At 70.4% G+C, this 26,211-nt stretch carries 21 protein-coding genes and 1 tRNA gene; 17 read left to right on the forward strand and 5 right to left on the reverse strand.

Annotated features, from left to right (window positions below; genetic code table 11):
* The first annotated feature begins 34 nt into the window (after positions 1–34).
* The 5 genes from gltB to IR155_RS03145 all read left to right on the forward strand — a co-directional run bounded on the left by gltB (position 35) and on the right by IR155_RS03145 (position 8,494).
* Positions 35–4,615, forward strand: coding sequence for a glutamate synthase large subunit (gene gltB, locus IR155_RS03125; protein WP_135113104.1), 4,581 nt, complete (start codon positions 35–37; stop codon positions 4,613–4,615).
* Positions 4,608–6,074 carry a glutamate synthase subunit beta gene (locus tag IR155_RS03130; RefSeq protein WP_135113106.1) on the forward strand — a complete coding sequence of 489 codons (1,467 nt, stop codon included), beginning with the start codon at positions 4,608–4,610 and terminating at the stop codon, positions 6,072–6,074. Before gltB ends, IR155_RS03130 begins: the two co-directional genes overlap by 8 nt.
* Before the next feature lie 100 nt (positions 6,075–6,174).
* The gene (gene pyk / locus IR155_RS03135) at positions 6,175–7,617 is read left to right on the forward strand and encodes a pyruvate kinase (protein WP_135113282.1); all 1,443 of its coding nucleotides are present in this window, start codon (positions 6,175–6,177) and stop codon (positions 7,615–7,617) included.
* Positions 7,618–7,723: 106 nt separating this feature from the next.
* Positions 7,724–7,806 (forward strand) — tRNA-Leu (locus IR155_RS03140).
* Between the two features lie 73 nt (positions 7,807–7,879).
* Positions 7,880–8,494 carry an ANTAR domain-containing response regulator gene (locus tag IR155_RS03145; RefSeq protein ID WP_135113108.1) on the forward strand — a complete coding sequence of 205 codons (615 nt, stop codon included), beginning with the start codon at positions 7,880–7,882 and terminating at the stop codon, positions 8,492–8,494.
* A gap of 231 nt (positions 8,495–8,725) precedes the next feature.
* Here the strand turns inward: IR155_RS03145 and IR155_RS03150 are convergent, their stop codons facing one another.
* Positions 8,726–9,076, reverse strand: a complete 351-nt coding sequence (locus IR155_RS03150) for a hotdog fold thioesterase (protein ID WP_194210288.1) — start codon at positions 9,074–9,076, stop codon at positions 8,726–8,728.
* A gap of 121 nt (positions 9,077–9,197) precedes the next feature.
* On the opposite strand from IR155_RS03150, the gene polA reads away from it, so the two are divergent.
* Genes polA through IR155_RS03180 form a run of 6 tightly spaced genes read left to right on the forward strand, consistent with a single transcriptional unit; the run spans position 9,198 to position 17,862 of the window.
* Positions 9,198–11,825, forward strand: a complete 2,628-nt coding sequence (gene polA, locus IR155_RS03155) for a DNA polymerase I (RefSeq protein WP_135113112.1) — start codon at positions 9,198–9,200, stop codon at positions 11,823–11,825.
* Between the two features lie 26 nt (positions 11,826–11,851).
* A complete protein-coding gene (locus IR155_RS03160; protein WP_135113114.1) occupies positions 11,852–13,525 on the forward strand; it encodes a DUF885 domain-containing protein in 1,674 nt (557 codons plus the stop codon).
* Positions 13,526–13,584: 59 nt separating this feature from the next.
* Entirely contained in the window at positions 13,585–14,622 is a 1,038-nt protein-coding gene (locus tag IR155_RS03165) for an LLM class flavin-dependent oxidoreductase (RefSeq protein ID WP_135113116.1), read from the forward strand.
* 29 nt (positions 14,623–14,651) lie between these two features.
* Positions 14,652–16,001: an MFS transporter gene (locus IR155_RS03170; RefSeq protein ID WP_135113118.1), complete on the forward strand. Its 1,350-nt coding sequence runs from the start codon at positions 14,652–14,654 to the stop codon at positions 15,999–16,001.
* Between the two features lie 38 nt (positions 16,002–16,039).
* The gene (locus tag IR155_RS03175; RefSeq protein WP_194210283.1) at positions 16,040–16,840 is read left to right on the forward strand and encodes an SGNH/GDSL hydrolase family protein; all 801 of its coding nucleotides are present in this window, start codon (positions 16,040–16,042) and stop codon (positions 16,838–16,840) included.
* Positions 16,837–17,862 (forward strand): LLM class flavin-dependent oxidoreductase, encoded by a 1,026-nt coding sequence (locus IR155_RS03180; RefSeq protein ID WP_135113120.1) that lies wholly within the window; start codon positions 16,837–16,839, stop codon positions 17,860–17,862. The genes IR155_RS03175 and IR155_RS03180 overlap by 4 nt, the downstream gene beginning before the upstream one ends.
* A 4-nt stretch (positions 17,863–17,866) precedes the next feature.
* Here the strand turns inward: IR155_RS03180 and IR155_RS03185 are convergent, their stop codons facing one another.
* Positions 17,867–18,424, reverse strand: a complete 558-nt coding sequence (locus IR155_RS03185) for a cysteine hydrolase family protein (protein ID WP_135113122.1) — start codon at positions 18,422–18,424, stop codon at positions 17,867–17,869.
* A 98-nt stretch (positions 18,425–18,522) separates the two neighbouring features.
* Here IR155_RS03185 and IR155_RS03190 point away from each other — a divergent pair, with 98 nt between their 5' ends.
* The gene (locus IR155_RS03190; RefSeq protein ID WP_194210284.1) at positions 18,523–19,272 is read left to right on the forward strand and encodes a formylglycine-generating enzyme family protein; all 750 of its coding nucleotides are present in this window, start codon (positions 18,523–18,525) and stop codon (positions 19,270–19,272) included.
* Positions 19,273–19,276: 4 nt separating this feature from the next.
* On the opposite strand, the gene IR155_RS03195 is transcribed toward IR155_RS03190, so the two are convergent.
* Together IR155_RS03195 and IR155_RS03200 are read right to left on the reverse strand one after the other, a co-directional pair.
* The gene (locus IR155_RS03195; protein WP_135113125.1) at positions 19,277–19,963 is read right to left on the reverse strand and encodes an esterase/lipase family protein; all 687 of its coding nucleotides are present in this window, start codon (positions 19,961–19,963) and stop codon (positions 19,277–19,279) included.
* Positions 19,960–20,709 carry an alpha/beta fold hydrolase gene (locus tag IR155_RS03200; protein ID WP_135113127.1) on the reverse strand — a complete coding sequence of 250 codons (750 nt, stop codon included), beginning with the start codon at positions 20,707–20,709 and terminating at the stop codon, positions 19,960–19,962. The genes IR155_RS03195 and IR155_RS03200 overlap by 4 nt, the downstream gene beginning before the upstream one ends.
* Before the next feature lie 140 nt (positions 20,710–20,849).
* On the opposite strand from IR155_RS03200, the gene IR155_RS03205 reads away from it, so the two are divergent.
* On the forward strand, positions 20,850–21,929 hold the full coding sequence (locus IR155_RS03205) for a DNA polymerase IV (protein ID WP_135113129.1): 1,080 nt from the start codon (positions 20,850–20,852) through the stop codon (positions 21,927–21,929).
* Between the two features lie 25 nt (positions 21,930–21,954).
* Here IR155_RS03205 and IR155_RS03210 read toward each other — a convergent pair whose 3' ends face one another.
* Positions 21,955–23,520, reverse strand: coding sequence for a deoxyguanosinetriphosphate triphosphohydrolase family protein (locus IR155_RS03210; RefSeq protein WP_135113131.1), 1,566 nt, complete (start codon positions 23,518–23,520; stop codon positions 21,955–21,957).
* A gap of 98 nt (positions 23,521–23,618) precedes the next feature.
* Between IR155_RS03210 and IR155_RS03215 the strand changes: the two genes are divergently transcribed.
* From IR155_RS03215 to IR155_RS03230, 4 genes are all read left to right on the forward strand, one after another.
* Entirely contained in the window at positions 23,619–24,119 is a 501-nt protein-coding gene (locus IR155_RS03215; RefSeq protein WP_135113133.1) for a GNAT family N-acetyltransferase, read from the forward strand.
* Positions 24,120–24,318: 199 nt separating this feature from the next.
* Positions 24,319–25,014: a transglycosylase family protein gene (locus IR155_RS03220; protein ID WP_322783507.1), complete on the forward strand. Its 696-nt coding sequence runs from the start codon at positions 24,319–24,321 to the stop codon at positions 25,012–25,014.
* Between the two features lie 202 nt (positions 25,015–25,216).
* The gene (locus IR155_RS03225) at positions 25,217–25,690 is read left to right on the forward strand and encodes a DUF1990 family protein (RefSeq protein ID WP_135113137.1); all 474 of its coding nucleotides are present in this window, start codon (positions 25,217–25,219) and stop codon (positions 25,688–25,690) included.
* A 61-nt stretch (positions 25,691–25,751) separates the two neighbouring features.
* Entirely contained in the window at positions 25,752–26,141 is a 390-nt protein-coding gene (locus IR155_RS03230; protein ID WP_135113139.1) for an ester cyclase, read from the forward strand.
* The last annotated feature ends 70 nt before the right edge of the window (positions 26,142–26,211 follow it).

Raw genomic sequence — 26,211 nt, forward strand, 5'->3', positions numbered from 1 at the left:
TCCCGGCTGAGCACCAACCTCAAGGACGGTAGGCATGGCATCTCGCCCCCGTTACGGATCGCACTCCTCGCTTTCGGGCTTCCCCGAGAAGCAGGGGATGTACAACCCGGCGTTCGAGAAGGACGCGTGTGGTCTCGCCATGGTCGCGACCCTGCGGGGCGAGCCGGGACACGACATCGTCGATCTCGCGCTCACCGCGCTGCGCAACCTCGAGCACCGCGGCGCGATCGGCTCCGACGCCGGCACGGGTGACGGCGCCGGCATCCTCACTCAGATGCCGGATGCGTTCCTGCGTGCCGTCGTCGGCTTCGACCTACCGCCGGTGGGGGAGTACGCCGCCGGAATGATCTTCCTTCCCCGCGAGGACGAGGCGCGCGAGGCGATGAAGGCCTCGATCGAGAGCGTCGCGGTGAGCGAGGGCATCACGGTGCTCGGCTGGCGCGACGTGCCGACGGAGGACGAGAACCTCGGCAAGCTCGCGTACGACGCGCGTCCCGCCTTCGAGCAGCTGTTCGTCTCGTGCGCGGACGCCGACGGCTCCTCGCTCTCGGGGATCGCTCTCGACCGCCGCATCTACCGGCTGCGCAAGCGCGCGCAGCACGAGCTCGACGCGTACTTCGTGTCGCTCTCGAGCCGCACCCTCGGCTACAAGGGAATGGTCACGACGCTCCAGCTCGAGCCGTTCTACCCCGACCTCCAGGACGAGCGCTTCGTCACCGAGCTCGCCGTCGTGCACAGCCGCTACTCGACGAACACGTTCCCGTCGTGGCCGCTCGCGCAGCCGCTGCGCATGCTCGCCCACAACGGCGAGATCAACACCGTCGGCGGCAACCGCAACTGGATGCGCGCGCGTCAGTCGCAGCTCGCGTCCGACCTGCTCGGCGACATCCGCCCGCTGCTGCCGATCTGCGAGGACGGCCAGAGCGATTCCGCGTCGTTCGACGAGGTCCTCGAGCTGCTCACCCTGACGGGCCGCAGCCTGCCGCACGCGATGCTCATGATGGTGCCGGAGGCGTACGAGAAGCAGCCGGACATGGATCCGGACGTGCGTGCGTTCTACGAGTACCACTCGCTGCAGATGGAGCCGTGGGACGGCCCGGCGTCGCTGATCTTCACGGACGGCACCGTCGTCGGCGGAATGCTCGACCGCAACGGCCTGCGTCCCGGTCGCTGGACCGTCACGAAGGACGGCCTCGTCGTGATCGGCAGCGAGACCGGCGTGCTGGACTTCGAGCCCGAGCGCATCGAGCGCCGCGGCCGCCTGCTGCCGGGCCGCATGTTCGTGGTCGACACGGCGCAGGGCCGCATCATCGAGGACGACGAGGTCAAGCGCGACCTGGCCGCCATGCACCCGTGGCAGGAGTGGCTCGACAAGGGGACCGTCCGCCTCGCGGACCTGCCCGAGCGCGAGCACATCGTTCATCCCATCGCGTCCATCAACCGGCGCCTTCGCACCTTCGGCTACACGGAGGAGGAGGTGCGGATCCTGCTCACGCCCATGGGCCGCACCGGCGCCGAGCCGCTCGGGGCGATGGGCTCGGACACTCCCATCGCCGTGCTCAGCGAGCGCCCGCGCCTGCTGTTCGACTACTTCACGCAGCAGTTCGCGCAGGTGACGAACCCGCCGCTCGACTCCATCCGCGAAGAGGTCGTCACGAGCCTCAAGCTCGGCCTCGGTCCCGAGGCGAACCTCCTCGACTGGGGTCCGGATCACGCGCGCACGGTCGGTCTCGACTTCCCGGTGATCGACAACGACGAGCTGGCGAAGATCCAGCACATCCACACGGCGCTGCCCGGTCGGTCCTCGATCACGGTCCGCGGGCTGTACCGCGTCGCCGCGGGACGAAAGGGCCTGGAGAAGCGCCTGGCGCAGATGTGCCGCGAGGTCGACAACGCGATCGAGGACGGCGTCGAGTTCATCGTGCTCAGCGACCGCGACTCGAACCAGGACCTCGCGCCGATCCCGTCGCTCCTGATGCTCTCGGCGATCCACCACCACCTCATCCGCAACGAGACGCGCATGAAGGTCGGCCTGGTGGTCGAGGCGGGCGACGTCCGCGAGGTGCACCACGTCGCGACGCTCATCGGCTACGGCGCATCCGCGGTCAACCCGTACCTCGCGATGGAGACGGTCGAGAACCTCGTCCGCTCCGGGACGATCCAGGGCATCACGCCGGAGAAGGCCGTCAAGAACCTGATCTACGCGCTCGGCAAGGGCGTGCTGAAGATCATGTCGAAGATGGGCATCTCGACCGTGTCGTCGTACGCGGGCGCCCAGGTGTTCGAGGCCGTCGGCCTGTCGCAGGAGCTGATCGACGCGTACTTCACCGGCACCGAGAGCAAGCTCGGCGGCGTCGACCTCGACGTGATCGCGGCCGAGAACGCCGCGCGCCACGCGTTCGCGTATCCGGAGGACCGCGCGCCGCGGGCGCACGAACGCCTCTGGACGGGCGGCGAGTACCAGTGGCGCCGCGACGGCGCCCCCCACCTGTTCAACCCGGAGACGGTGTTCCGCCTGCAGCACTCGACGCGCACGCGCCGGTACGACATCTTCCGCGAGTACACGAAGCTCGTGGACGACCAGGCGGCCGAGCTCAAGACCCTGCGCGGCCTGTTCCAGCTGCGGACGGATGTGCGCCCGCCGGTGCCGCTCGATGAGGTCGAGCCCGTCTCGTCCATCGTGAAGCGGTTCTCCACCGGCGCGATGAGCTACGGATCCATCTCGCGCGAGGCGCACGAGACGCTCGCGATCGCGATGAACCGTCTCGGCGCGAAGTCGAACACCGGCGAGGGCGGCGAGGACGTCGACCGCCTGCTCGACCCCGAGCGCCGCAGCGCCATCAAGCAGGTCGCGTCGGGCCGCTTCGGCGTCACGAGCCTGTACCTCACCGAAGCCGACGACATCCAGATCAAGCTCGCCCAGGGCGCCAAGCCGGGCGAGGGCGGTCAGCTGCCGCCGGGCAAGGTGTACCCGTGGGTCGCGCGCACCCGTCACGCGACCGCCGGCGTCGGCCTGATCTCGCCGCCGCCGCACCACGACATCTACTCGATCGAGGATCTCAAGCAGCTGATCTTCGATCTCAAGCGCGCCAACCCCGCCGCCCGCATCCACACGAAGCTCGTCAGCCAGTCGGGCATCGGCGCGGTCGCGGCCGGCGTCGCGAAGGCGCTCAGCGACGTCATCCTGGTCTCCGGTCACGACGGCGGCACGGGTGCGAGCCCGATGAACTCGCTCAAGCACGCGGGCACGCCGTGGGAGCTGGGGCTCGCCGAGACGCAGCAGACGCTCATGCTGAACGGCATGCGCGACCGCGTCGTGGTGCAGGTCGACGGCCAGCTCAAGACCGGCCGCGACGTCATCATCGGCGCCCTGCTCGGCGCCGAGGAGTTCGGCTTCGCCACGGCACCGCTCGTCGTGAGCGGCTGCATCATGATGCGCGTGTGCCACCTCGACACCTGCCCCGTCGGCGTCGCGACGCAGAACCCCGTGCTGCGCTCGCGCTTCACCGGCAAGGCCGAGCACGTCGTGAACTTCATGGAGTTCATCGCCCAGGAGGTGCGCGAGTACCTCGCAGCCCTCGGCTTCCGCACGCTCGACGAGGCGATCGGTCACGCCGAGCTGCTCGACACCGACACGGCGCTGTCCCACTGGAAGGCCGAGGGTCTCGACCTCACGCCGATCCTCGAGGGTCCGCGCTTCGCCGACGATGAGCCGCGCCGCCACCAGCGCGACCAGGCCCACGAGCTCGACGACCACTTCGACGTGCCGCTCATCGAGCGCGCGAAGGACGTCATCGAGAACGGCGGCACGGTCAAGATCGAGCTGCCCGTGCGCAACACGGCGCGCGCCGCCGGAACGCTCCTCGGGCACCACGTCACGAAGGCGCACGGCGAGCACGGCCTGCCCGCCGGATCCATCGACGTGTCGCTCACGGGCTCGGCCGGGCAGTCGTTCGGCGCGTTCCTGCCCAACGGCATCACGCTGCGCCTCGAGGGCGACTCGAACGACTACGTCGGCAAGGGCCTCTCGGGCGGCCAGATCGTCATCCGCCCCCCGAAGGGAGCGACCTTCGACGCCTCGGAGAACGTCATCGCCGGCAACGTGATCGGCTACGGCGCGACCCAGGGCACCATGTTCCTGCGCGGCGTGGTGGGCGAGCGGTTCTTCGTCCGCAACTCGGGCGCCACCGCCGTCGTGGAGGGCGTGGGCGACCACGCGCTCGAGTACATGACAGGTGGCCTCGCGGTGATCCTCGGCCGCACCGGGCGCAACCTCGGCGCCGGCATGTCGGGCGGCACGGCGTACGTGTACCGCCTGAACACCGACCTCGTGAACCGCGAGGCGCTGGCGACGGGCGAGCTGACCCTCACCGAGCTGGGCTCGGGCGATGCCGAGATCCTGCGCGACCTGCTCCAGCAGCACGTCGCGGAGACCGGATCCGAGCTCGCGCAGCGCATGCTCGACGACTTCGACAACGAGGTGGCGAACTTCGTGCGGGTCCTGCCGCGCGACTACGCCGCCGTTCTGCAGACCCGCCAGGAGGCGGTCGCCGAGGGGCTTGACCCCGACGGCGACGTCGTCTGGAACCGCATCCTGGAGGTGACCGGTGGCTGACCCCAAGGGCTTTCTGAAGGTGACCGAGCGGGAGCTCCCCGCTCGCCGACCCGTGCCAGTTCGCATCCTCGACTGGAAGGAGGTGTACGAGCCGGGTGATTCGGCCGTGCTCCGCCGCCAGGCAGGGCGCTGCATGGACTGCGGCATCCCGTTCTGCCACCAGGGCTGCCCGCTCGGCAACCTGATCCCCGAGTGGAACGACCTGACGTGGCGCGGCGAGGGTCGCACCGCGATCGAGCGGCTGCACGCGACGAACAACTTCCCGGAGTTCACGGGTCGCCTCTGCCCGGCGCCGTGCGAGAGCGCGTGCGTGCTCGGCATCAACCAGCCGGCCGTCACGATCAAGCAGATCGAGGTCTCGATCATCGACGAGGCGTTCGGCAACGGCTGGGTCGAGCCCAAGCCGCCGGCACGCCTGACCGGCAAGACCGTCGCGGTCGTGGGATCCGGTCCCGCCGGCCTCGCCGCCGCCCAGCAGCTCACGCGCGCCGGTCACACGGTCGCCGTGTACGAGCGCGACGACCGCATCGGCGGCCTGCTGCGCTACGGCATCCCCGACTTCAAGATGGAGAAGAAGCACGTCGAGGCGCGCCTTCGCCAGATGCAGGACGAGGGAACCCGCTTCCGCGCCGGTGTCGAGATCGGCAAGGACATCAGCTGGAGCGACCTGCGCGCCCGGTACGACGCGGTCGTCGTCGCCACCGGCGCCACGGTTCCGCGCGACCTGCCGATCCCCGGCCGCAACCTCGCCGGCGTCCACTTCGCCATGGAGTACCTCGTCGAGTCGAACAAGGCCGTCGCGGGCGACACCGTGCCGAACCAGATCACGGCCGAGGGCAAGCACGTCGTCGTCATCGGCGGCGGCGACACCGGCGCCGACTGCATCGGCACCGCCCACCGTCAGGGCGCGCTGAGCGTGACCAACCTCGCCATCGGCAAGCAGCCCGGCAGCGAGCGTCCCGAGCACCAGCCGTGGCCGATGACGCCGACCCTGTTCGAGGTCTCCTCGGCCCACGAGGAGGGCGGCGAGCGTCAGTACCTCGCCTCCACCGTCGAGTTCGTCGGCAACGACGCGGGCGAGGTGCGCGCCCTCGTCGTGGCCGAGACCGAGTTCGTGGACGGACGCCGCGTGCCGAAGCGCGGCACCGAGCGCGAGATCCCCGCCGACCTGGTGCTGATCGCGATGGGCTTCACCGGCCCCGAGCGCGACGCGCTCGAGTCGCAGCTCCAGGCGCAGTTCACCTCGCGCGGGAACGTCGAGCGGGACGGCGCCTTCCAGGCGACGGCTCCCGGCGTGTTCGTCGCGGGCGACGCGGGACGTGGGCAGTCGCTCATCGTCTGGGCGATCGCGGAGGGCCGGTCGGTCGCCGCGGAGGTGGATGCCTACCTGATGGGGGAGACGTCCCTGCCCTCTCCGGTGCGCCCCACGGATGTCGCGATCGGTCTGCAGCCCGCGTAGGCTGACGAGCGAATCCCCGTCGGCGCGTCACAAGGATCGGAAGTTCTGTGGCCCCGCCGAAAAACCCCAACCCTGACCATCCTTGTGCGGAGGTATGCAGTTGAGACGTGCCAAGATCGTCGCCACCCTCGGGCCCGCGACATCGACACGCGAGAAGGTTCGAGAGCTCATCGAGGCGGGGGTCGACGTCGCTCGTCTGAACCTGAGCCACGGTGACTACTCGGTCCACGACGCGAACTACGAGAACGTGCGCGGCGCCGCCCAGGACCTGGGCAAGCCCGTCGCCGTCCTCGTCGACCTGCAGGGCCCGAAGATCCGGCTCGGCAAGTTCAAGGACGGCCCGCACTACCTCGCCGAGGGCGACATCTTCACCATCACGATCGACGAGATCGAGGGGACGAAGGAGATCTGCGGCACCACCTACAAGGGCCTGCCGCAGGACGTGAAGCCCGGTGACTTCCTGCTGATCGACGACGGCAAGGTGCGTCTCCAGGTCGTCGAGGCCGACGAGCGCACCGTCACGACGAAGACGATCGTCGCGGGCAACGTGTCCAACAACAAGGGCATCAACATCCCGAGCGCCGCCGTGAACGTCCCCGCCCTCAGCGAGAAGGACGAGGCCGACCTGCGCTGGGCCCTGCGCAAGGGCGCCGACCTGATCGCCCTCTCGTTCGTGCGGAACGCGAAGGACGTGCAGCGCGCCCACGTGATCATGGCCGAGGAGGGACGTCGCGTCCCGATCATCGCCAAGATCGAGAAGCCCCAGGCCGTCGAGGCCCTCGAGGACATCGTCGACGCCTTCGACGGCATCATGGTCGCCCGCGGCGACCTCGGCGTCGAGCTTCCGCTCGAGGCAGTGCCGATCGTGCAGAAGAAGGCCGTCGAGCTGGCCCGCCGGATGGCGAAGCCGGTCATCGTCGCGACGCAGATGCTCGAGTCGATGATCACCAACCCCGTGCCGACGCGCGCGGAGACGAGTGATGTCGCCAACGCGGTGCTCGACGGCGCGGACGCGGTCATGCTGTCCGGCGAGACGAGCGTGGGCGAGTTCCCGATCGTCACCGTCGCGACCATGGCGCGCATCGTCGAGTCGACCGAGGACCACGGTCTCGAGCGCATCCCGCCGCTGCAGACGAAGCCGCGCACGCAGGGCGGCGCGATCACCCTCGCCGCCGTCGAGGTCGCCGACTTCGTCGACGCCAAGTTCCTCTGCATCTTCACGCAGTCGGGCGATTCGGCGCGTCGCATGTCGCGCCTGCGCTCGCACCGCCCGATGATCGCGTTCACGCCCGACCCGGCCATCCAGAACCGGATGGCGCTGACGTGGGGCATCCGGTCGCACCTCGTCGAGATGGTGGCGCACACCGACGCGATGTTCCACCAGGTCGACGAGTACCTGCTCGAGAACGAACTCGCCCAGATCGGCGACAAGGTCGTGGTCATCTCCGGTTCCCCTCCCGGGATCGTCGGATCGACCAACGACCTGCGCGTGCACAAGGTGGGCGACGCCGTCCACGGTGCGGCGCCGGTCTACCAGCAGTAACGCCACGGCACCGCGACCGCCCCGATGCGCCTGGCGCGTCGGGGCGGTCGGCCGTCTGGGAGCCGACCGGATGGACGACGGTGCCGACGCGGTAGTGTCGATCGGGGCCGGTGTGGCGGAATGGCAGACGCGGCGCACTCAAAATGCGCTGTCCGTGAGGGCGTGTGGGTTCGAGTCCCACCACCGGCACTCCCATGCACAATCGAACGCCCGAGCCGACGTGGCTCCCGGGCGTCACACGACGAAGAACTAGGATGTACAGGTGACCGAAGAGCAGACCGGACAGGCACCCGCGGCACCGCGCCGCGTGGTCGTCGCCGAGGACGAGTCCCTCATCCGCCTCGACATCGTCGAGATCCTCCGGGACAACGGATACGACGTGGTCGGCGAGGCGGGTGACGGCGAGACCGCCGTGCAGCTCGCGACCGAGCTGCGCCCCGACCTCGTGATCATGGACGTGAAGATGCCCCAGCTCGACGGCATCAGCGCGGCCGAGCGGCTGAGCAAGAACCACATCGCGCCCGTGGTGCTTCTGACGGCGTTCAGCCAGAAGGAGCTCGTGGAGCGAGCGAGCGAGGCCGGCGCCCTCGCGTATGTCGTGAAGCCGTTCACCCCGAACGACCTGCTGCCGGCGATCGAGATCGCCCTGGCGCGCTACGAGCAGATCATCACGCTCGAAGCCGAGGTCGCCGACATGGTCGAGCGCTTCGAGACCCGCAAGCTCGTCGACCGGGCCAAGGGCCTGCTCAACGAGAAGATGGGTCTGTCGGAGCCCGAGGCGTTCCGCTGGATCCAGAAGGCGTCGATGGATCGTCGCCTGACGATGCAGGATGTCGCCAAGGCGATCATCGAGCAGCTCTCGCCGAAGAAGGCGTAAGCACCCTCACCGAGACATCCGGCTCCGTCCCTCACCAAGGGGCGGGGCCGTTCTCGTTGCGGCGCCGTCCGCGCATCCCAGACGTCGGTCGCGGGCCGAGACTGCAGCTGCGGGTCGAGACTGCAGCTGCGGGCCGAGACTGCGTGTGGGGACTGCGGTCTCGGCCGCGGGGCGCGGTCTCGGCCGCGGGGTGCGGTCTCGCTCGCTCGGTGGGTGTCGCCGGGCCGGGTGTCAGGCCGGAAGGTCCTTGATGAGGTTCGTGATCCGGACCGTCGAGCACCGGCGGCCGGACTCGTCGACGACGACGATCTCGTGGACCGTGGTCGTGCGCCCGAGGTGGATCGCGGTGCACGTGGCGGTGACGATGCCGGTGCGCGCGGAGCGCGTGTGGGTCGCGTTGATGTCCAGGCCCACGGCGAGGCGGCCGGGCCCCGCGTGGTAGTTCGCGGACATCGAGCCCATCGTCTCGCCGAGCACGACGTATGCGCCGCCGTGCATGAGACCGACCGGCTGAGTGTTTCCCTCGACGGGCATCGTCGCCACGGAGCGCTCGGCGCTGAACTCGGTGAACTGCACCCCCATGCGCTCGGCGAGCACGCCGACTCCGCGCTGGTGCAGCCATTCGAGTCCGGGGGAGAGGACGGTCGAACGGTCGGACACGGCGGCTCCTCGGTATGTCCCTGGCCGAAGTTAGGCTGGCAGGGTGACGGACTCCGCAAAGCCTACCCTTCTCGTCGTCGACGGCCATTCGCTCGCTTATCGGGCGTTCTACGCGCTTCCCGTCGAGAACTTCACGACGAAGGATGGGCAGCACACAAACGGGATCTACGGGTTCCTCTCCATGTTCGTCAACCTGCTGAAGGCCGAGAAACCCACCCATCTCGCGGTGGCCTTCGACACGTCCCGCGAGTCGTTCCGCACCCGCGAGTACACCGAGTACAAGGCGAACCGGTCCGAGACGCCGTCCGAGTTCAAGGGGCAGATCCCGCTCCTGCAGGAGTGCCTCGACGCGATGGGCGTGACGGTGCTGACGAAGCCCGACTTCGAGGCCGACGACATCCTCGCGACGCTCGCGACGCAGGGGATGGAGCAGGGCTTCCGGGTGCTCGTCTGCTCGGGCGATCGCGACACCATCCAGCTCGTCAACGACGACGTGACGCTGCTCTACCCGTCGGTGCAGGGGGTGTCGCAGCTGAAGCGGTACGACCCCGCGGCGGTCGTCGAGAAGTACGGCCTCGCGCCGGAGTTCTACCCGGATATCGCGGCGCTCGTGGGCGAGACCAGCGACAACCTCCCCGGTGTGCCGAAGGTCGGTGAGAAGACGGCCGTGAAGTGGCTCACGCAGTTCGGGTCGCTCGACGCGCTGCTCGACGGAGCCGACACGATCAAGGGCGTGGTCGGCGGCAACCTGCGCGACCACATCGAGGACGTGCGGCGCAACCGCCGCCTGAACCGGCTGCTGCGCGACGTCGAGCTTCCCTTCGGACCCGCCGAGCTCGCGGTGAAGCCGCTCGACCCGCAGGCGGTGCGCGACGTGTTCGCCCGGCTCGAGTTCCGCACCCTGCTGCCGCGCGTGTTCGAGTGGGCCGGCACGACCGGCGAGGACGAGCCGCAGGCGCCGGCCGAGCCGGCGCCCACGCCGAGGGAGCTTCCCGCGGCCGAGCTCGCCGCCTGGGCTGCCGCCGCCGAGGGCGAGGTCGGCGTGACGGTGACGGTGCAGGCCGGCCGTCCCGACCGCATCGGCCTCGCGGCCGCCGGTGAGGCCGTCGAGGCATCCTGGTCCGACGAAGTCGCCACCGCCCTGGGCCCGTGGCTCGCCTCCGCGGCGCCGAAGGTGCTCTCCGACGCGAAGCCCCAGGTCAAGGCGCTGGGGCGTGCGGGGGCGACGGTCGGCGGCCTCGCCTTCGACACGATCGTCGCCGGCTGGCTGCTGCGTCCGAGCTTCCCCGACCGCACGCTCGGCCATCTCGTCGAGCGCTATCTCGGCGAGAAGCTGCCCGAGGCCGATCCCTCCCAGCTCGTCCCCGAGACGGAGGGCGCGACGCCCGGGCAGCTGTCCTGGTACACGCTGCGTGTGGCGGCGGGGCTGCGCGACGAGCTGCCCGACGCCGTCAACACGGTGCTGACCGACATCGAGCTGCCGACGCTGATCGCTCTCGCCGACATGGAGCTCGCGGGCGTCGCGGTGTCGCACGAGAAGCTCTCGGGATTCTCGGGCGAACTCGGCGGTCGCGCCGACGCGCTCGCGCAGCGGTCGTATGCCGCGATCGGCCACGAGGTCAATCTCGGCTCGCCCAAGCAGCTGCAGGAGGTCCTGTTCGAGGAGCTGCAGCTGCCGAAGACCCGCAAGACCAAGACGGGCTACACGACCGACGCCGCGGCCCTCGCCGACCTCCAGGAGAAGGCCCACCATCCCTTCCTCGACCTGCTGCTGCAGCACCGCGAGGCGACGAAGCTGAAGCAGATCATCGACGGCCTGGATGCCGCGATCGGTCCGGATGGGCGCGTGCGCACCACGTACGTGCAGACCGGCAGCCAGACCGGGCGTCTGTCGAGCACCGACCCGAACCTGCAGAACATCCCGGTCCGCACCGAGGAGTCGCGCCGCATCCGCGCCGCGTTCGAGGTGGGCGAGGGCTACGAGGCGCTGCTGACGGCCGACTACTCGCAGATCGAGATGCGCATCATGGCGCACCTGTCGGGCGACCCGGGCCTCGTCGAGGCGTTCAACTCCGGCGAGGACCTTCACCGCTTCGTCGGCGCCAGGGTCTTCGGCGTCGCCCCGGAGGACGTGACATCCGCGATGCGCACGAAGGTCAAGGCGATGTCGTACGGCCTCGTGTACGGCCTGTCTGCCTTCGGCCTCTCGAAGCAGCTGCGCATCGAGCAGTCGGAGGCGAAGGCCCTCATGCTCGAGTACTTCGCTCGCTTCGGCGCGGTGCGCGACTACCTCCGCTCGTCGGTCGAGCAGGCGCGCGTCGACGGTTACACCGAGACGATCTTCGGCCGCCGCCGTCCCTTCCCCGATCTGACGAGCCCGAACCGCCAGCTGCGCGAGAACGCCGAGCGCGCGGCCCTCAACGCCCCGATCCAGGGGAGCGCGGCGGACATCATGAAGATCGCGCTGTTCCGCATCCACGACGACCTGCGCGACCTGCGCTCCCGCGTGCTGCTGCAGATCCACGACGAGCTCGTGGTCGAGGTGGCGCCGGGCGAGTGGGACGATGTGGAGCGCATCGTCCGCGATCGGATGGGCAGCGCCGCGCAGCTGACGGTGCCGCTCGACGTGCAGGTGGGACGCGGCGCCGACTGGAACGAAGCCGCGCACTGAGCGCGGCCGACGAAGGGACCGACGGGATGACGGATCAGCAGCGGCCGCAGACGGAGATCGATCGGATCGCGGAGGGCTGGGTCGACGAGGTCGTGCGTCTGTCGCCGATCGCCGCGACGTACATCGGGCGCAGCGAGAGCAGCGATCGGTACGACGACTTCAGCCTCGCCGGGCACGACGATGCCCTTGAGACCGGACGGCGCACGCTCGCGGCCCTGGAGGCCGCGGTGCCGGCCGACGACATCGACCGGGTGACGCAGGCGGACCTCGGCGCCGAGCTGCGCCTCGCGCAGGAGCTGCACGATGCGCAGTGGCACCTCCGCGACCTGAACGTGATCGCCAGCGCCGCGCAGGATGTCCGTCAGGTGTACGACCTGATGCCGACCGAGACGGCCGACGACTGGGAGGTCATCGCGCGCCGCCTCGCGGCGGTCCCCGCCGCTCTCGACGGCTACGTCGAGACGCTCACCGAGGGCATCCATCGCGGCGTCGTCCCGGCAGCACGGCAGGTGCGAGAGGTCGCGGATCAGATCCCGCGCTACACCGCGGAGGACGGCTTCTTCGCCACCCTCGCGACGGAGGCGACGGCCGGAGACGGCGCACTCCCCGAGGCGCTTCGCGTCGAGCTCGAGCGTGCGGCGACCTCCGCACGCGCTGCCTACGACCGGCTCGCGGAGTTCCTGACCGGACCGCTCGCCCACGCCGCGACCGAGACCGACGCGGTGGGTCGCGAGCTGTACGCGCTTCACTCGCGGCGGTTCCTCGGCGCGAAGATCGACCTCGACGAGACGTACGAGTGGGGGCTCGATGAACTCGCCCGGATGACGGCCGAGCAGGAGGCGATCGCGCGGGAGATCCTTCCCGGCGCCACGGTCGCCGAGGCCGTCGCGCACCTGGAGAAGGACGCGTCCCGCAAGCTCATCGGCACGGATGCGCTGCGGGAGTGGATGCAGGAGACGAGCGATCGCGCCGTGGCCGAGCTCGGGCGCACCCACTTCGACATCCCCGAGCCGATCCGGCGGCTCGAGTGCATGATCGCCCCCACGCAGGAGGGTGGCATCTACTACACGGGGCCCACCGACGACTTCTCGCGTCCGGGCCGGATGTGGTGGTCTGTGCCGGAGGGCGTGACCGAGTTCGACACGTGGCGCGAGCTCACGACGGTGTACCACGAGGGCGTCCCGGGGCATCACCTGCAGATCGGGCAGGCGGTGTACAACCGCGCCCAGCTCAACTCGTGGCGCCGCCTGCTGGCCGGCACGTCCGGCCACGCCGAGGGATGGGCCCTGTACGCCGAGCGGCTGATGGAGCAGCTCGGGTACCTCGACGATCCCGCCGACCGGCTGGGCATGCTCGACGGACAGCGGATGCGCGCCGCGCGCGTTGTGCTCGACATCGGGGTGCACCTGGGAAAGCCGCGTCCCGACGGCGCCGGGACGTGGGACGCCGACTACGCGCTCGAGTTCATGCGCGCGAACGTGAACATGCCCGACGAGTTCGTGCGCTTCGAGGTCAACCGCTACCTGGGCTGGCCCGGCCAGGCACCGTCGTACAAGGTCGGCCAGCGCCTCTGGGAGCAGGTCCGCGACGACTATCGCGCGGCGCGCGGCGACGGCTTCTCCATGAAGGAGTTCCACAAGCGCGCCCTCGATCTCGGCGGCGTCGGCCTCGACACGCTGAAGTCCGCGCTGCTCGGCTGAGGCGGCGGAATAGCCGCAGCCCCGCTCGGGTTCCATGCGAGTGAATAGGAAGGAACGACATGGAGATCGAGCTCGGGCTTGACACCTTCGGGGACGTCACACGAGGACCCGACGGCGGAACCCTCAGCGACGCGGAGACGATCCGCAACATCGTCGCGCAGGCGAAGCTCGCCGACGAGGTGGGGCTGTCCTTCTTCGGGGTGGGGGAGCACCACCGGCACGAGTTCGCCGTGTCGAGCCCCGAGATCGTGCTGGCCGCGATCGCCTCGGTCACCAAGGACATCCGGCTCGGCACCGCCGTGACCGTGCTCTCCAGCGACGACCCCGTGCGGGTCTACGAGCGCTTCGCCACGCTCGACGCGGTCTCGCACGGTCGCGCCGAGGTCATCCTCGGTCGCGGCTCCTTCATCGAGTCGTTCCCGCTGTTCGGCTACGACCTTCACGACTACGAGGCGCTGTTCGAGGAGAAGCTCGACCTGTTCGTGCAGCTCATGAGCGAGCGTCCCGTCACGTGGCAGGGGACCATGCGCCCGTCCCTCACGGAGGCGGATGTGTTCCCGAAGACGGAGAACGGTATCGCCGCGTGGGTCGGCGTCGGCGGTTCGCCCGAATCGGTGGTCCGCACGGCACGGCACGGGCTCGCGCTCATGCTGGCGATCATCGGCGGGTCTCCCGCCCGGTTCCGGCCGTACGTCGATCTCTTCCACCGGTCGCTCGCCTCCCACGAGAAGCCGATCGCGCCCGTCGGCGTTCATTCGCCCGGCCACATCGCCGACACCGACGAGCAGGCGTGGGACGAGCTGTACCCCGAGATGGCGGCGCTGCGGGAGAAGATCGGGCGCGAGCGCGGCTGGGCGGGCGGCTACAACCGCCTCCAGTTCCAGAACGAGGTCGGCCCCGAGGGCGCCGTGTACGCCGGCTCCCCGGAGCGGGTGGCGCGCAAGATCGCCGACACCGTTCGGACGCTGGGCCTGACGCGCTTCGACCTCAAGTTCGCCAACGGCGGGCTCGAGCACAACAAGCTCATGAAGAGCATCGAGCTCTACGGGACCGTCGTGGCGCCGCGGGTGCGCGAGCTGCTGGCCGGATCCGACTGATAGGTCAGCCTGACCATTAGGGTGGAGCCATGACCGCGCCGTCCGCTCGCCTCGACTCCCTGCCGTTCACGCGCAAGCACCTGCGCCTGCTGACCGGCTCCGGCGTGGGCTGGGCGCTCGATGCGATGGACGTCGGCCTGATCTCGTTCATCATCGCGGCGCTGGCGGCCGAGTGGCAGCTGTCGCCCACCGAGACCTCGTGGATCGCGTCGGTCGGGTTCATCGGGATGGCGATCGGCGCGAGCGTCGGCGGTCTTCTCGCCGACCGCCTGGGGCGCCGGCAGGTGTTCGCCCTGACGCTGCTCATCTACGGCGTCGCCACGGGAGCCAGCGCGCTGGTCGGGGGAGTGGCGGCGCTGCTTGTGCTGCGGTTCTTCGTCGGGCTCGGGCTCGGCTCCGAGCTCCCGGTCGCGTCCACGTACGTCAGCGAGTTCGCCCCGACGCGCATCCGGGGCCGACTCGTCGTCATCCTCGAGGCCTTCTGGGCCGTCGGATGGACGCTCGCCGCGCTGATCGGCTACTTCGTCGTGCCGCTCGAGGAGGGGTGGCGCTGGGCCTTCGCCATCGGCGCCGTCCCCGCCGTGTATGCGCTGGTGGTGCGGTGGGCCCTTCCCGAGTCGCCCCGGTACCTCGAGAGCAAGGGGCGCATCGCCGAGTCGGACGCGATCGTGCGCGAGTTCGAGGCGTCGGCCGGCCGGCCCGTCACGCGCGCCGAGTCACCCGTCGTCCCGCGGTCCGCCGCGCAGGCGCCGTCGACACCGCGGGGCCTTGCCGCGGTCGCGGCGCTCTGGATCCCCGCGCTGCGGGTGCGGACGGGGGCGCTCTGGCTCGTCTGGTTCTGCGTCAACTTCTCGTACTACGGCGCGTTCATCTGGATCCCGTCGATCCTGTTCGCGCAGGGATTCGACCTGGTGAAGTCGTTCGGGTTCACCCTGATCATCACGCTCGCGCAGCTGCCGGGCTACGCTGTCGCCGCCTGGCTGATCGAGGTGTGGGGCCGGCGCGCGACGCTCGCGACGTTCCTCGTCGGCTCGGCGGTCGCCGCGATCCTGTTCGGCAACTCGACGCAGGAGTGGCAGATCATCGCCACGGGCATGGCCCTGTCGTTCTTCAACCTCGGCGCCTGGGGCGCCCTGTACGCGGTGACACCCGAGCTCTACCCGACAGCGCTGCGCGCGACCGGAGCCGGATGGGCGGCGGCCGCCGGGCGCATCGCGTCGATCGTCGCGCCGCTGTTTGTGCCGTGGGCGATGGGCATCGGTGGGGCGCCGCTGCTGTTCACGGTCTTCTCGATCTTCTTCGCCGTCGCGGCGATCGGCGTGATCCCGCTCGCCGAGCGCAAGGGCGCCGCCCTCGAGGAGCGCCTTCCCGTCGGCTGACGGGCCCGCGTATGCGACCACCGGAATAGACTGCCGCCATGGCTGAGGTGCGGTACGCGGCGATCGGCGACTCGTTCACGGAGGGCGTCGGCGACGAACTGCCGGACGGCACCCCTCGCGGGTGGGCCGACCTCGCCGCCCAGGGATGGGCGGACGCGCTCGGCGAGCCCATCCAGTACGCGAACTTCGCGATCCGCGGCAAACTCGCCTGGCCGATCGTCGACGAGCAGCTCGAGGCGGCGCTCGCGCTGCGCCCCACGCACCTGTCGTTCAACGGCGGCGGCAACGACATGCTGCGTCCCCGCACGCCGATCTCCCGCATCGCCGACGCCTTCGCGCACGTCCTGAAGCGCTGCGACGAGGAGGGCGTGCGGCTCATCCTGCTCTCGGGAGCGGATCCCACCGAGGGGCTGCCCCTCGGCGCGCTCGTCCGTCGCCGGGGCGATCAGCTCTCCGCCGCGGTGGAGGAGCGGATGCAGGGCCGCGTCGACGTCGTGCGGGCGCTGAACTGGCCGGATCGCGAGCTCGCGCAGGCCCCGTTCTGGTCGGCCGACCGCCTGCACATGAACGCGCGCGGGCACCACCGCGTCGCCGCACGGGTGCTCACGGCGCTGGGTTTCGAGCCCGACCCGGCGTGGTGGTCGCTGCCCGTCGACGATTCGGGTGTGCGGCTGCGGGGAGCCGAGTACTACCGCACGCACGTCGGCCCCTGGCTGCGTCGACGGCTGACGCGCACGTCGTCCGGAGACGGGCGTCTGCCGAAGTTCGCCGAGTGGCAGCAGATCCGACCTTCATTCAGTGGAATAGATTCGCACGGCGAGGGGTTTGCCTCAGCGTGAAGAAGATCGGGTTCCTGTCCTTTGGTCATTGGACGCCGCATCCGGAGTCGGGCACGCGCAGTGCGGGCGACATGCTGCTGCAGTCGATCGACCTGGCGCAGGCCGTCGAGGACATCGGCGGCGACGGCGCCTACTTCCGCGTGCATCATTTCGCGAGGCAGATGAGCTCGCCGTTCCCGCTGCTGGCGGCGATCGGCGCGAAGACGTCGCGCATCGAGATCGGCACCGGTGTGATCGACATGCGGTACGAGAACCCGCTGTACATGGTCGAGGACGCCGGATCCGCCGACCTGATCTCGGAGGGCCGCCTGCAGCTCGGCATCTCGCGCGGGTCACCCGAGCAGGTCATCGACGGCTGGAAGCACTTCGGGTACTCGAGCGCGGACGACGACGCCGACGGCGCCCAGATGGCCCGGCAGAAGACCGAGCTGTTCCTCCAGCTGCTCGAGGGCCGCGGCTTCGCGCAGCCGAACCCGCGGCCGATGTTCCCGAACCCGCCGGGCCTGCTGCGTCTCGAGCCGCACAGCGACGGCCTGCGCGAGCGCATCTGGTGGGGCGCCGGAGCGAACGCGACCGCCGTCTGGGCCGCGGAGCAGGGAATGAACCTGATGAGCTCGACGCTCAAGTTCGACGAGACCGGCGAGCCGTTCCACGTCCAGCAGGCCGGGCAGATCCGGCTGTTCCGCGAGGAGTGGGCGAAGCACGACTGGGGATTCGAGCCGCGCGTCTCCGTGTCCCGCTCGATCGTCGCGATCACCGATCAGCGCGACCGACGCTACTTCGTCGGCGGGGGAGACCACGAGGATCAGGTCGGCTACATCGACGCGAACACCCGTGCCATCTTCGGCCGTTCCTATGCCGCAGAGCCCGAGGTCCTCATCGAGGAGCTGCGGCGCGACGAGGCGATCGCCGAGTCGGACACGATCCTCATCACGATCCCCAGCCAGCTGGGCGTCGACTACAACACGCACATGATCGAGTCGATCCTCACGCACGTGGCGCCGGCGCTCGGCTGGCGCTGAGCCCTCACGCCGCGGGGACGAGCAGCTCCGCCGTCGACAGCACCGTCGCGAAACCTCCGCCGTGGAGGTTGGTCGCCGTCGTGGACATGAGGACGTCGGCGGGGATCACGACTCCGTCCGGCCCGGTGAGATCGAACGTGCGCGTCGCATCCAGCGCGAGGACGACGTCGAAGCCGAGGTTGCCGCCCATGCGCGCCGTCGTCTCGACGCACATGTTCGTCTGGATGCCGCACACGACGATCCGCGAGATGCGCGCCTCGCGCAGCCACGCCTCGAGATCGGGTTCGCCGTAGAAGGCCGAGTTGACGGTCTTGGCGACGAACAGCGCCGGCTCGACCGCGTCGACCGCATCCATGAGGCGATTGCCGGGGTTGCCGGGGTGGAGCGGGGAATGAGGGTTCGCGCTGTCGTGACGCACGACGACGATCGGCTCGCCCTGCGCCGTCCAGTGCTCGATCAGGCGGGCGACGTTGTGCTCGCACTGCGGGTGGTTGGTCGTGGGTCCCCAGAACGGGTCGAGGAATCCCTGCTGCATGTCGATCACGACGAGGGCGGTGGTCATTGCTCCATTTCACACGCATGGACCGCGCGGCGCCCCATCCTGCGCCGACGAGTGGCGCCTGGATCCTGCCAACCTGCTGTGGGGGCAGGATGGATGACGTGCTGGACATCGAACTCGCGCGCATCCCGGCCGGGGCCGTGACGCTCCACAACGCCCGCCGGAAGACCCGGCGCACGGTGGACCTCGCCCCGTTCGAGATCGGCGTGTTCCCCGTCACCCAGGAGCAGGTCGCCGAGATCCTCGGCGACACGGGCGAGGAGCACCCGCACCCGCGCCGTCCGGCCACCGGCGTCAGCTGGCAGCGGGCGATCCGGTTCTGCAATGCCGCGTCCGAGTGGGAAGGGCTGGACCCCGTGTACTCCTTCGACGGCGAGGAGGTCACCTGGCACGTCGACGCCGACGGCTATCGCCTGCCGACCGAGGCGGAGTGGGAGTACGCGTGCCGGGCCGGATCGACCGGGCCGCACTACGGTCCGCTCACGGAGGTCGCGTGGACCGCGGCCGACGCGGTGCGCACGCCGCAGAACATCGGCGGGAAGCTGCCGAACCTGTTCGGCCTGTTCGACACGCTCGGCAACGTCTGGGAGTGGTGCTGGGATCTGCTCGATCCGCTGCGCTACGACGACTACCGCGTGTTCCGCGGCGGCGGTTTCGCCGACGAGGCCTGGAACGTGCGCGCCTCGGTGCGGCGTGGGGGCGCACCCCGGATGCACCACGAGGATCTCGGGTTCCGGGTCGCGCGCGGCGGCTTCGACGGCCCGGACGCGCAGGGGTGGTCGGCGGCCGCCGACCGCGAGCGCGCCGACGCGGACGGGCCGCTTCCGCTCGGCTGGACGCCGCGGCGCTGAGCGATCACCCGGGCGCGGGCGGAAGCTCGGCCATGGCGGCGACCTCCGCGATCACGCGCGGGTGCGCGAGGATGCGGAAGTGGCCGCCGGTCTCGATGACCACGTTCTGGGCGCCCGCGAGCTCACTGCCCCCGGGGATGTGGGGATCGAAGCGGCCGTACACCGACACGATCCGGGCATTGACGCCGGTCTCGCGTGCGAGCGCAAGGATCGTCGCATCGCGCGGCGATAAGCTGCGGAGGGTGGGCGTCACCATGAGCGGCGCGTACCGCGAGCCGCCGAACGGCGCCGCGACGGCGACCATCCCGCGGACGCGGTGGGCCGCCGGGCCGAGGGCCATCACGTGCTTGCCGATCAGGCCGCCCTTGCTGTGCGCGACCAGCACGACATCGCTCAGGCCGTGGCGTTCGAGGTACTCCGTGACGAGCGCGGCGCCGGCGGCGACGGGCTGCCGGTTGTGTCGGAGCGGATCGACGACATGCACCGGATGCCCCCGGTCGTGGAGGGCGACGACGAGCGGCTGCAGGAACTTCCAGGACTCGTACACGCCGGGGATCACCAGGATGGGGACGCGCTCTCCGGAGTGGAAGCCGGCGGGGTCCGTGCGGTTCGCGAACGCACGCACCTGCCAGCCCGCGGCGTAGGCGTAGTCGGCCGCCCACCAGGCGAGGTTGCGCAGCGGCCGGATCATGCGTCCTCCCCGGCCAGGAACGAGGCGGTCGCCGCGGCGACCGCGCGGGGTGCCGTGTGCTGGACGAGATGCGGGTGCCGTGGCACCTCGACCAGGCGACCGCGCGGCGCGCTGTCGCGGACGCGGCGACACCACTCGCGCCCGGCGATCGGATCCCAGCCGCCCCGCATCACGAGCAGCGGCTGCGTGAGGTCGGCGGCGCGATCCTCGATGCGGTAGGAGAGCATGTGCGGCAGCTGGCGGAAGTACCACCGAGGGCCGCAGCGCGTGTACTCGGTGAGCACGCGGATGTTCGCGTCCGGCGGCTCTCGCACGGTGTCGGCGGCCAGCGCGGTCGCCTGCGCCAGCGGTGTGCGATGCCGCTCGTCGGCCACGGGGCCGATCGCGACGACGTGCGAGACGAGGTCTGGCCGCTGTGCGCCGAGTTCGATGACCCACTGCGTTCCCATCGAATCACCCACGGCGACGACGCGGCCGGCCCCGATGCGTTCGAGCACGCGTGCGATGCCCGCGGCCATGGCAGGGACGTCCGGCGAGTCGGCGGGCTGCGGCAGGCCGCCGAACCCCGGCAGATCGAGGGTGTGGACGGTGTGCCGCTCGGCGAGCAGCCCGTGCAGGCGCGAGAAGAGCCGGTGCGAGATGCCGATCCCGTGCACGAGCACGAACGCGGTCTCGGCGCCGGGGCGCTCGGACGAGAACACGCGGAAGGTGCGTCCGTCGACGTCGAGGAGGCGCACGTTCGGCATGGGCTCCATCCTGCGCGATCTTCGCGGGCCGCGACCACCGCTTGACAGGCGCGGCGCCGGTCGGGGCTTTCGGATGTCGGTGGTCCTTGCCACCATGTCGGCATGGCGCTCACACTCACCGAGAGGCAGTCGTTCCAGCCATGAGCGCGCCGCGATGGGTGCTGCACGTCGACATGGATCAGTTCATCGCCGCCGTCGAGGTGCTGCGGCGCCCCGAGCTCGCGGGGCTGCCGGTCATCGTCGGCGGGCGCGGCGACCCGACCGAGCGGGCGGTGGTGTCGACGGCGTCGTACGAGGCACGCGCCTTCGGCATCGGCTCGGGGATGCCGCTGAAGATCGCCGCCCGCAAGGCCCCACCGGATGCTGTGTTCCTGCCCGTTGACCACGCCGCGTACGAGGAGGCCTCGGCACAGGTCATGGCGACCCTGCGTGCGCTCCCGGGCGTGGTCCTCGAGGTGCTCGGCTGGGACGAGTGCTTCCTCGGCGTGGCGACGGATGACCCCGAGTCCGTCGCGCAGCAGGCCCAGGACGCGGTGCTCGCGGCGACGAGACTTCACTGCACGGTCGGCATCGGCGACAACAAGGTGCGCGCGAAGATCGCCACGGAGTTCGGCAAGCCGCGCGGTACGTTCCGGCTCACCGCGCAGAACTGGTTCGAGGTCATGGGGGAGCGGCCCACCCGCGCCCTGTGGGGCGTGGGCGCGAAGGTCGAGAAGCGCCTCGCGGCGCACGGGATCGGCACGGTGCGGGAACTCGCCGACGCGTCCACCGACGAACTGGTGGCGGAGTTCGGGCCGCGGATGGGCGTCTGGTATCGCGAGCTCGGGAGGGGCATCGGGCCCGCGGTCGTCGACGACACGCCCTGGGTCGCCCGCAGCCACAGCAGGGAGACGACCTACCAGCAGAACCTCGTGACCCGCGCCGACATCGAAGACGCGGTGCGTGTGCTCGCCGGTCAGGCGTTCGACGATTGCGCTGCCGAAGGACGCGCGGTGATGCGCGTGCACCTGAAGGTGCGGTACGCGCCGTTCGACACCAAGACGTGGGGCAGGAAGCTGGCCGAGCCGACGGCCGAGCGAGAGGACGTCGTCGCCGCCGCGCTCGCGCTGTGCGACGCGCTCGAGGACCGCGAGGTGCGGCTGCTCGGCGTGCGCGCCGAGATGGTGATGCCCGAGGAGGGCGACCCGGTCGAGCGCACACCCGTACGCGGGCGCATCTGAGCCGCCGCGGTGCGGCTGTCTCGGCTCAGAGGCCCTGGCCACCCTCCCAGAGTCGCTCGGAGCCCCCGTTGATCATCGCGTCGAGGTGCATCGCCTGCGCGTCGGTGAGGGCCGCGACGTAGTCGATGATCCCGCGTCCGGTCGCGCGGACACGCAGGTCTGGCCCCTCCGCGTCGACGAGCTCCGGATGGTCTCGCCGCAGCCGGTCGTGATCCTCCCCGGCAAGGTCGACGAGGTCCAGCAGGCGCCGCGGCGCACGGCGCACGTCGTGCGGATCGTCGAGCCAGGCGGCGAAACCGTCGACGAGGCGCTCGAGCACGCTCGCCTGGCCGCGCTGGTACACGGCGAGATCGGGTCGCTCCAGGATGAACCGCTGGTGCAGGAACTTCAGCACCGCGACCTCGTGCCAGGCCGCCGTACTGAGGCTGACGTGCCCCGACCGCACGGGCGGTTCGGCGCTCACCGTCACGGAGTGCTGCAGCCGGTTGATCCAGGCGCTGGTGAACTGCGACAGCGAGCGCTCGGCGAGCAGCGAGCCGTCGAACGGCACCGACAGCAGCCCCTCGACGACGTCCTCGTTCACCCGGGACACGGCCTCGATGAAGGCGTCCTCGTCGGCGATCCACGGGTCCTTGTCCGCGAGCCGGCGCCACAGCAGCTCGAGAGATCGGCCGGGCGTGCGCTCGGCGATCCGCAGCTCGGTCGGATCCAGATGAGCGAGTTCGGCCCGTTCACGGCGCCAGGCGCGGAACTCCGACGAGATGGTCGCCTGGTTCAGCAGCCCTGCCCGGTAGAAGTCGTCGAGGTCGTGCAGCGAGTATGCGATGTCATCCGCGATGTCCATCACGGCGCACTCGACGGTCTGCTGATACTCGCCGATCGCGGGATACGCCTGGCGGGCATCCTGCATGTCGGCGAGGTCGAGCGCGTAGACCGAGAACTTGTTCGCTCCTCCGCCGGGCGAGGAGGGCGTCAATCCGCGGGGCGTCTGCGGTCCTCCCGCTCCGTCCCGGCCCTGGCGGCGCAGCCACGGGTACTTCAGCACGGCGGCCCGCACCGCGGCCGTCAGGTTCAGGCCCGTCCCGGCACGATCGTGCTCGTCGAGGCGGGTGATGATGCGGAACGTCTGGGCGTTGCCCTCGAAGCCCTCGCTCAGGCCGAACCGATCCTTCGCGAGCCGGTCGAGCGTCTGCTCGCCGAGGTGCCCGAACGGCGGGTGGCCGAGGTCATGGGCCGCGGCCGCGGCCTGCGCGACGACCGGGTCGCAGCCGCCCAGCTGGGCCACGACGCGTCCCTGGGCTCCCCGGTCGTGCGATACCTGCACGGCGATGGCACGGGCGACGGCCGACACCTTCACCGAATGCGTGAGGCGGTTGTGGACGGCGAGGCCCGCGCCCGTCTGCGAGATCACCTGCGTGACGGCCGACAGTCGCGAGAAGTACGGCGAGAACCGGATCCGCTCGAGGTCGACGCGGAACTCCGGATGCCGCTCGCGCCGCTGGAACTCGTCGAGCACCTCGGGGGCGCGCCGGCCCAGGCGCGGATCCGGCGCATCCTGCGCGACCGCTGTGTCGAACGCCTCACTCATCATCGCCCGATGCTACGACAGGCCGCCGCGCGCGGTGAGGTGCGCGCACCTCACTCGGCGGGTGTGGGGGACCCGCATCGGCGGGGAGATAGCGTGACCGCATGAGCTTCACGGTGCGCGAGGTCACGGCGGATGACTGGCGGGAGTTCCGCGACATCCGATTGCGGATGCTGCAGGACACCCCGATCGCGTACGGCGAGACGTACGAGGCGAGCCTCCGCATCGACGAGGCCGAATGGCGAGCCCGCGCGGGTCGTGGGCAGCAGCCGCACAACGCGAGCTTCGTGGCGGTGGCCGATGACGGAAGCTGGGTCGGCATCATGCGCGGGTTCGTATCCCAGACCCGTGGGCCGATGCTCGTGAGCGTGTTCGTGGACCCTGGCTGGCGCAGCGCGGCGATCGGCGTCGCTGATGCATTGCTCGACGCGGTCGTGACTTGGGCTCGCGGCGAGGGCGAGACCCTGCGGCTCGAGGTGCACGCGGACAATCCCCGCGCGTCCGCGTTCTACCGGCGCAGAGGCTTCCGTGAAACGGGAAACCGCCGCCCGTACGAGTTGCCGCCCTTCGGCGACGAGGTCGAGATGGAGATGCGCCTGGACTGAGGCGGTTCCTGGCAAGAGCCTGGACGTGATTGTTACTTCTTCGTGACCATCACGTATGGTGGCAGTTCGAACGGCGAGGGACCGCCGTCGGATCCGCCCCGAGAGTCCCTCGTACCCGAGATCCACAAAGACCATTCCGGTCGGGCGGACGGACGTGCAGACTGCGGTCGCACGCGGAGACGGGGCCGTGGAGTTCCAAGTGACCCTGAACACGAATTCCCGCATCACCACCGGCTCGCGCCGTTCCTCGCGCCTCGCGCGGGGAGGCCTTCTCGCTGCCGGCGTGCTCGCCGCCGGCGCCGGTGTTCTGATCCCGTCCGCGGCGAACGCCGCGGACGACGCGACCTGGGACGCCCTCGCACAGTGCGAGTCGGGCGGCAACTGGGCGATCGACACGGGCAACGGCTACCGCGGTGGCCTGCAGTTCTCGCAGTCGACGTGGGAGGCGAACGGCGGCTCCGGCAACCCCGCCGCCGCCTCGCGCGAGGAGCAGATCCGCGTCGCGGAGAACGTGCTCGCGACGCAGGGCTGGGGCGCCTGGCCGAGCTGCTCGGCCCAGATCGGCGCCAACGGAGCGGCCGAGCCGAGCGCTCCTGCACCGGCTCCGGCGCCTGCGGAGCAGGCAGCTCCCGCGGCCCCGGCGGCCCCGGCCCCCTCGACGGGCGGAGCCGCGCAGGCTCCCGCGGCCGCACCTGCCGCGCCGACGTACGAGCTTCCGGACGTCGAGCCCTCGGACGAGACCTACAAGGTCGAGGCCGGCGACACGCTGTTCGAGATCGCCGAGGCGCAGGAGCTCGAGACCGGCTGGCTCGGCATCTTCGCCGTCAACCAGGACACGATCTCCAACCCCGACCTCATCGAGGTGGGCCAGGAGCTCGTCCTGCCCGCTGAGTAAGAGCGGTCATTTCCTGTGGGCGGCTGCCGGTGACGGCAGCCGCCCACAGGCATGAAGGCGGTAACCGAATCGACGGACGATGCCCGGATCTACGGACCGGATACGCGAATCGCGTGCGTCGATTCGGTCCATCTCCGTCGTTTCCGCGCCGCATCGCTACCGTTGGACCCATGAGCGTGCAGTCGTCGATCCAGGTGCGGGGATGACGGACCCGGCGGCAGCCGTCTGGGCCGCGCCCCGCGGTAGCGGACGGGTCTCCGAGCGCTCGGCCGAGATCGGCCGTGGCGATGCGGTCTGGGCCCGTGCGACGGGGGAGTTGCTGTCGTGGGCGGTGAAGACGCGCAGCGGATTCACCATCGCGGATACAACGCCGGTCGCGGCGGCGCAGCGCCTCGTGGTCGTCGCGAGGGTGGGATGGATCCGGATCCGCGAACCCATCGAGGTCGTCCAGGTTGTGAACAAGACCGACCGTGTCGGCTTCAGTTATCGCACGCTGCCTGGCCATCCGGTGTCCGGCGAGGAGGCATTCATCCTGCATCGTGAGGGGGAGGCGATCCGCCTGACGGTGCGCTCGCTGACGCGCCCGGCAGCACGCGGCGGATGGCGCCTCGCGTGGCCGGCGCTGCTCCTCGTGCAGAGGATCGTGCGGCGCCGCTACCTTCGCGCCCTCCGCTGACCAGCGGAACGGCTCGTCGCTCGCGAGGCCGAGCGTGTCGGCCTGAGCCGATAATGGCTCAGTGGAGCCGTGGCAGATGCACGAGTGGTTCGAGGACTATCTCGACGCCCTGAATCGACACGACCTCGAGCGCATCCGCGAGTTCGTCGATCCCGCCGTGCGTCGGGCTCATCTGCCCGGGGGAGCGGACGCGTGGATCGGTGATCTCGGTGACCTCTTCCACGCGTTCCCCGACTGGCGATGGCGCCGCATCCAGCTCGTCGTCGAGGATGACCGGATCGCGGCGCACCTGCGGGGGAGCGGCACGCATCAGGCCGTGTTCCATGGCATCGCCGCAACGCGGCGGCACGTGAACGTCGCGGAGTTCGGGATGTACCGCCTGGCCAAGGGCCGCATCGCCGAGTTCGCGGGGACCGACCAGCTGGAGCTGCTGACGCAGATCAGCGAGTAACCCTCGCGCCGGTTCGGCAGGATCTGCACGGCCGGTGTCCGATGAAGCCCTCGACCGAGGTCGAGCTTGC

This window comes from Microbacterium paludicola, assembly GCF_015235415.1.
Classification (GTDB): domain Bacteria; phylum Actinomycetota; class Actinomycetes; order Actinomycetales; family Microbacteriaceae; genus Microbacterium; species Microbacterium paludicola.

What these genes read in the sequence shown, in the direction of transcription:
- gltB (WP_135113104.1), top strand. Translation starts at nt 35, where the DNA reads ATGGCATCTCGCCCCCGTTACGGATCGCACTCCTCGCTTTCGGGCTTC.
- IR155_RS03150 (WP_194210288.1), bottom strand. Translation starts at nt 9,076, where the DNA reads ATGGGGGTGCAGTTCACCGAGTTCAGCGCCGAGCGCTCCGTGGCGACG.
- IR155_RS03160 (WP_135113114.1), top strand. Translation starts at nt 11,852, where the DNA reads ATGACGGATCAGCAGCGGCCGCAGACGGAGATCGATCGGATCGCGGAG.
- IR155_RS03165 (WP_135113116.1), top strand. Translation starts at nt 13,585, where the DNA reads ATGGAGATCGAGCTCGGGCTTGACACCTTCGGGGACGTCACACGAGGA.
- IR155_RS03170 (WP_135113118.1), top strand. Translation starts at nt 14,652, where the DNA reads ATGACCGCGCCGTCCGCTCGCCTCGACTCCCTGCCGTTCACGCGCAAG.
- IR155_RS03175 (WP_194210283.1), top strand. Translation starts at nt 16,040, where the DNA reads ATGGCTGAGGTGCGGTACGCGGCGATCGGCGACTCGTTCACGGAGGGC.
- IR155_RS03185 (WP_135113122.1), bottom strand. Translation starts at nt 18,424, where the DNA reads ATGACCACCGCCCTCGTCGTGATCGACATGCAGCAGGGATTCCTCGAC.
- IR155_RS03195 (WP_135113125.1), bottom strand. Translation starts at nt 19,963, where the DNA reads ATGATCCGGCCGCTGCGCAACCTCGCCTGGTGGGCGGCCGACTACGCC.
- IR155_RS03200 (WP_135113127.1), bottom strand. Translation starts at nt 20,709, where the DNA reads ATGCCGAACGTGCGCCTCCTCGACGTCGACGGACGCACCTTCCGCGTG.
- IR155_RS03205 (WP_135113129.1), top strand. Translation starts at nt 20,850, where the DNA reads ATGAGCGCGCCGCGATGGGTGCTGCACGTCGACATGGATCAGTTCATC.
- IR155_RS03210 (WP_135113131.1), bottom strand. Translation starts at nt 23,520, where the DNA reads ATGATGAGTGAGGCGTTCGACACAGCGGTCGCGCAGGATGCGCCGGAT.
- IR155_RS03215 (WP_135113133.1), top strand. Translation starts at nt 23,619, where the DNA reads ATGAGCTTCACGGTGCGCGAGGTCACGGCGGATGACTGGCGGGAGTTC.
- IR155_RS03225 (WP_135113137.1), top strand. Translation starts at nt 25,217, where the DNA reads ATGACGGACCCGGCGGCAGCCGTCTGGGCCGCGCCCCGCGGTAGCGGA.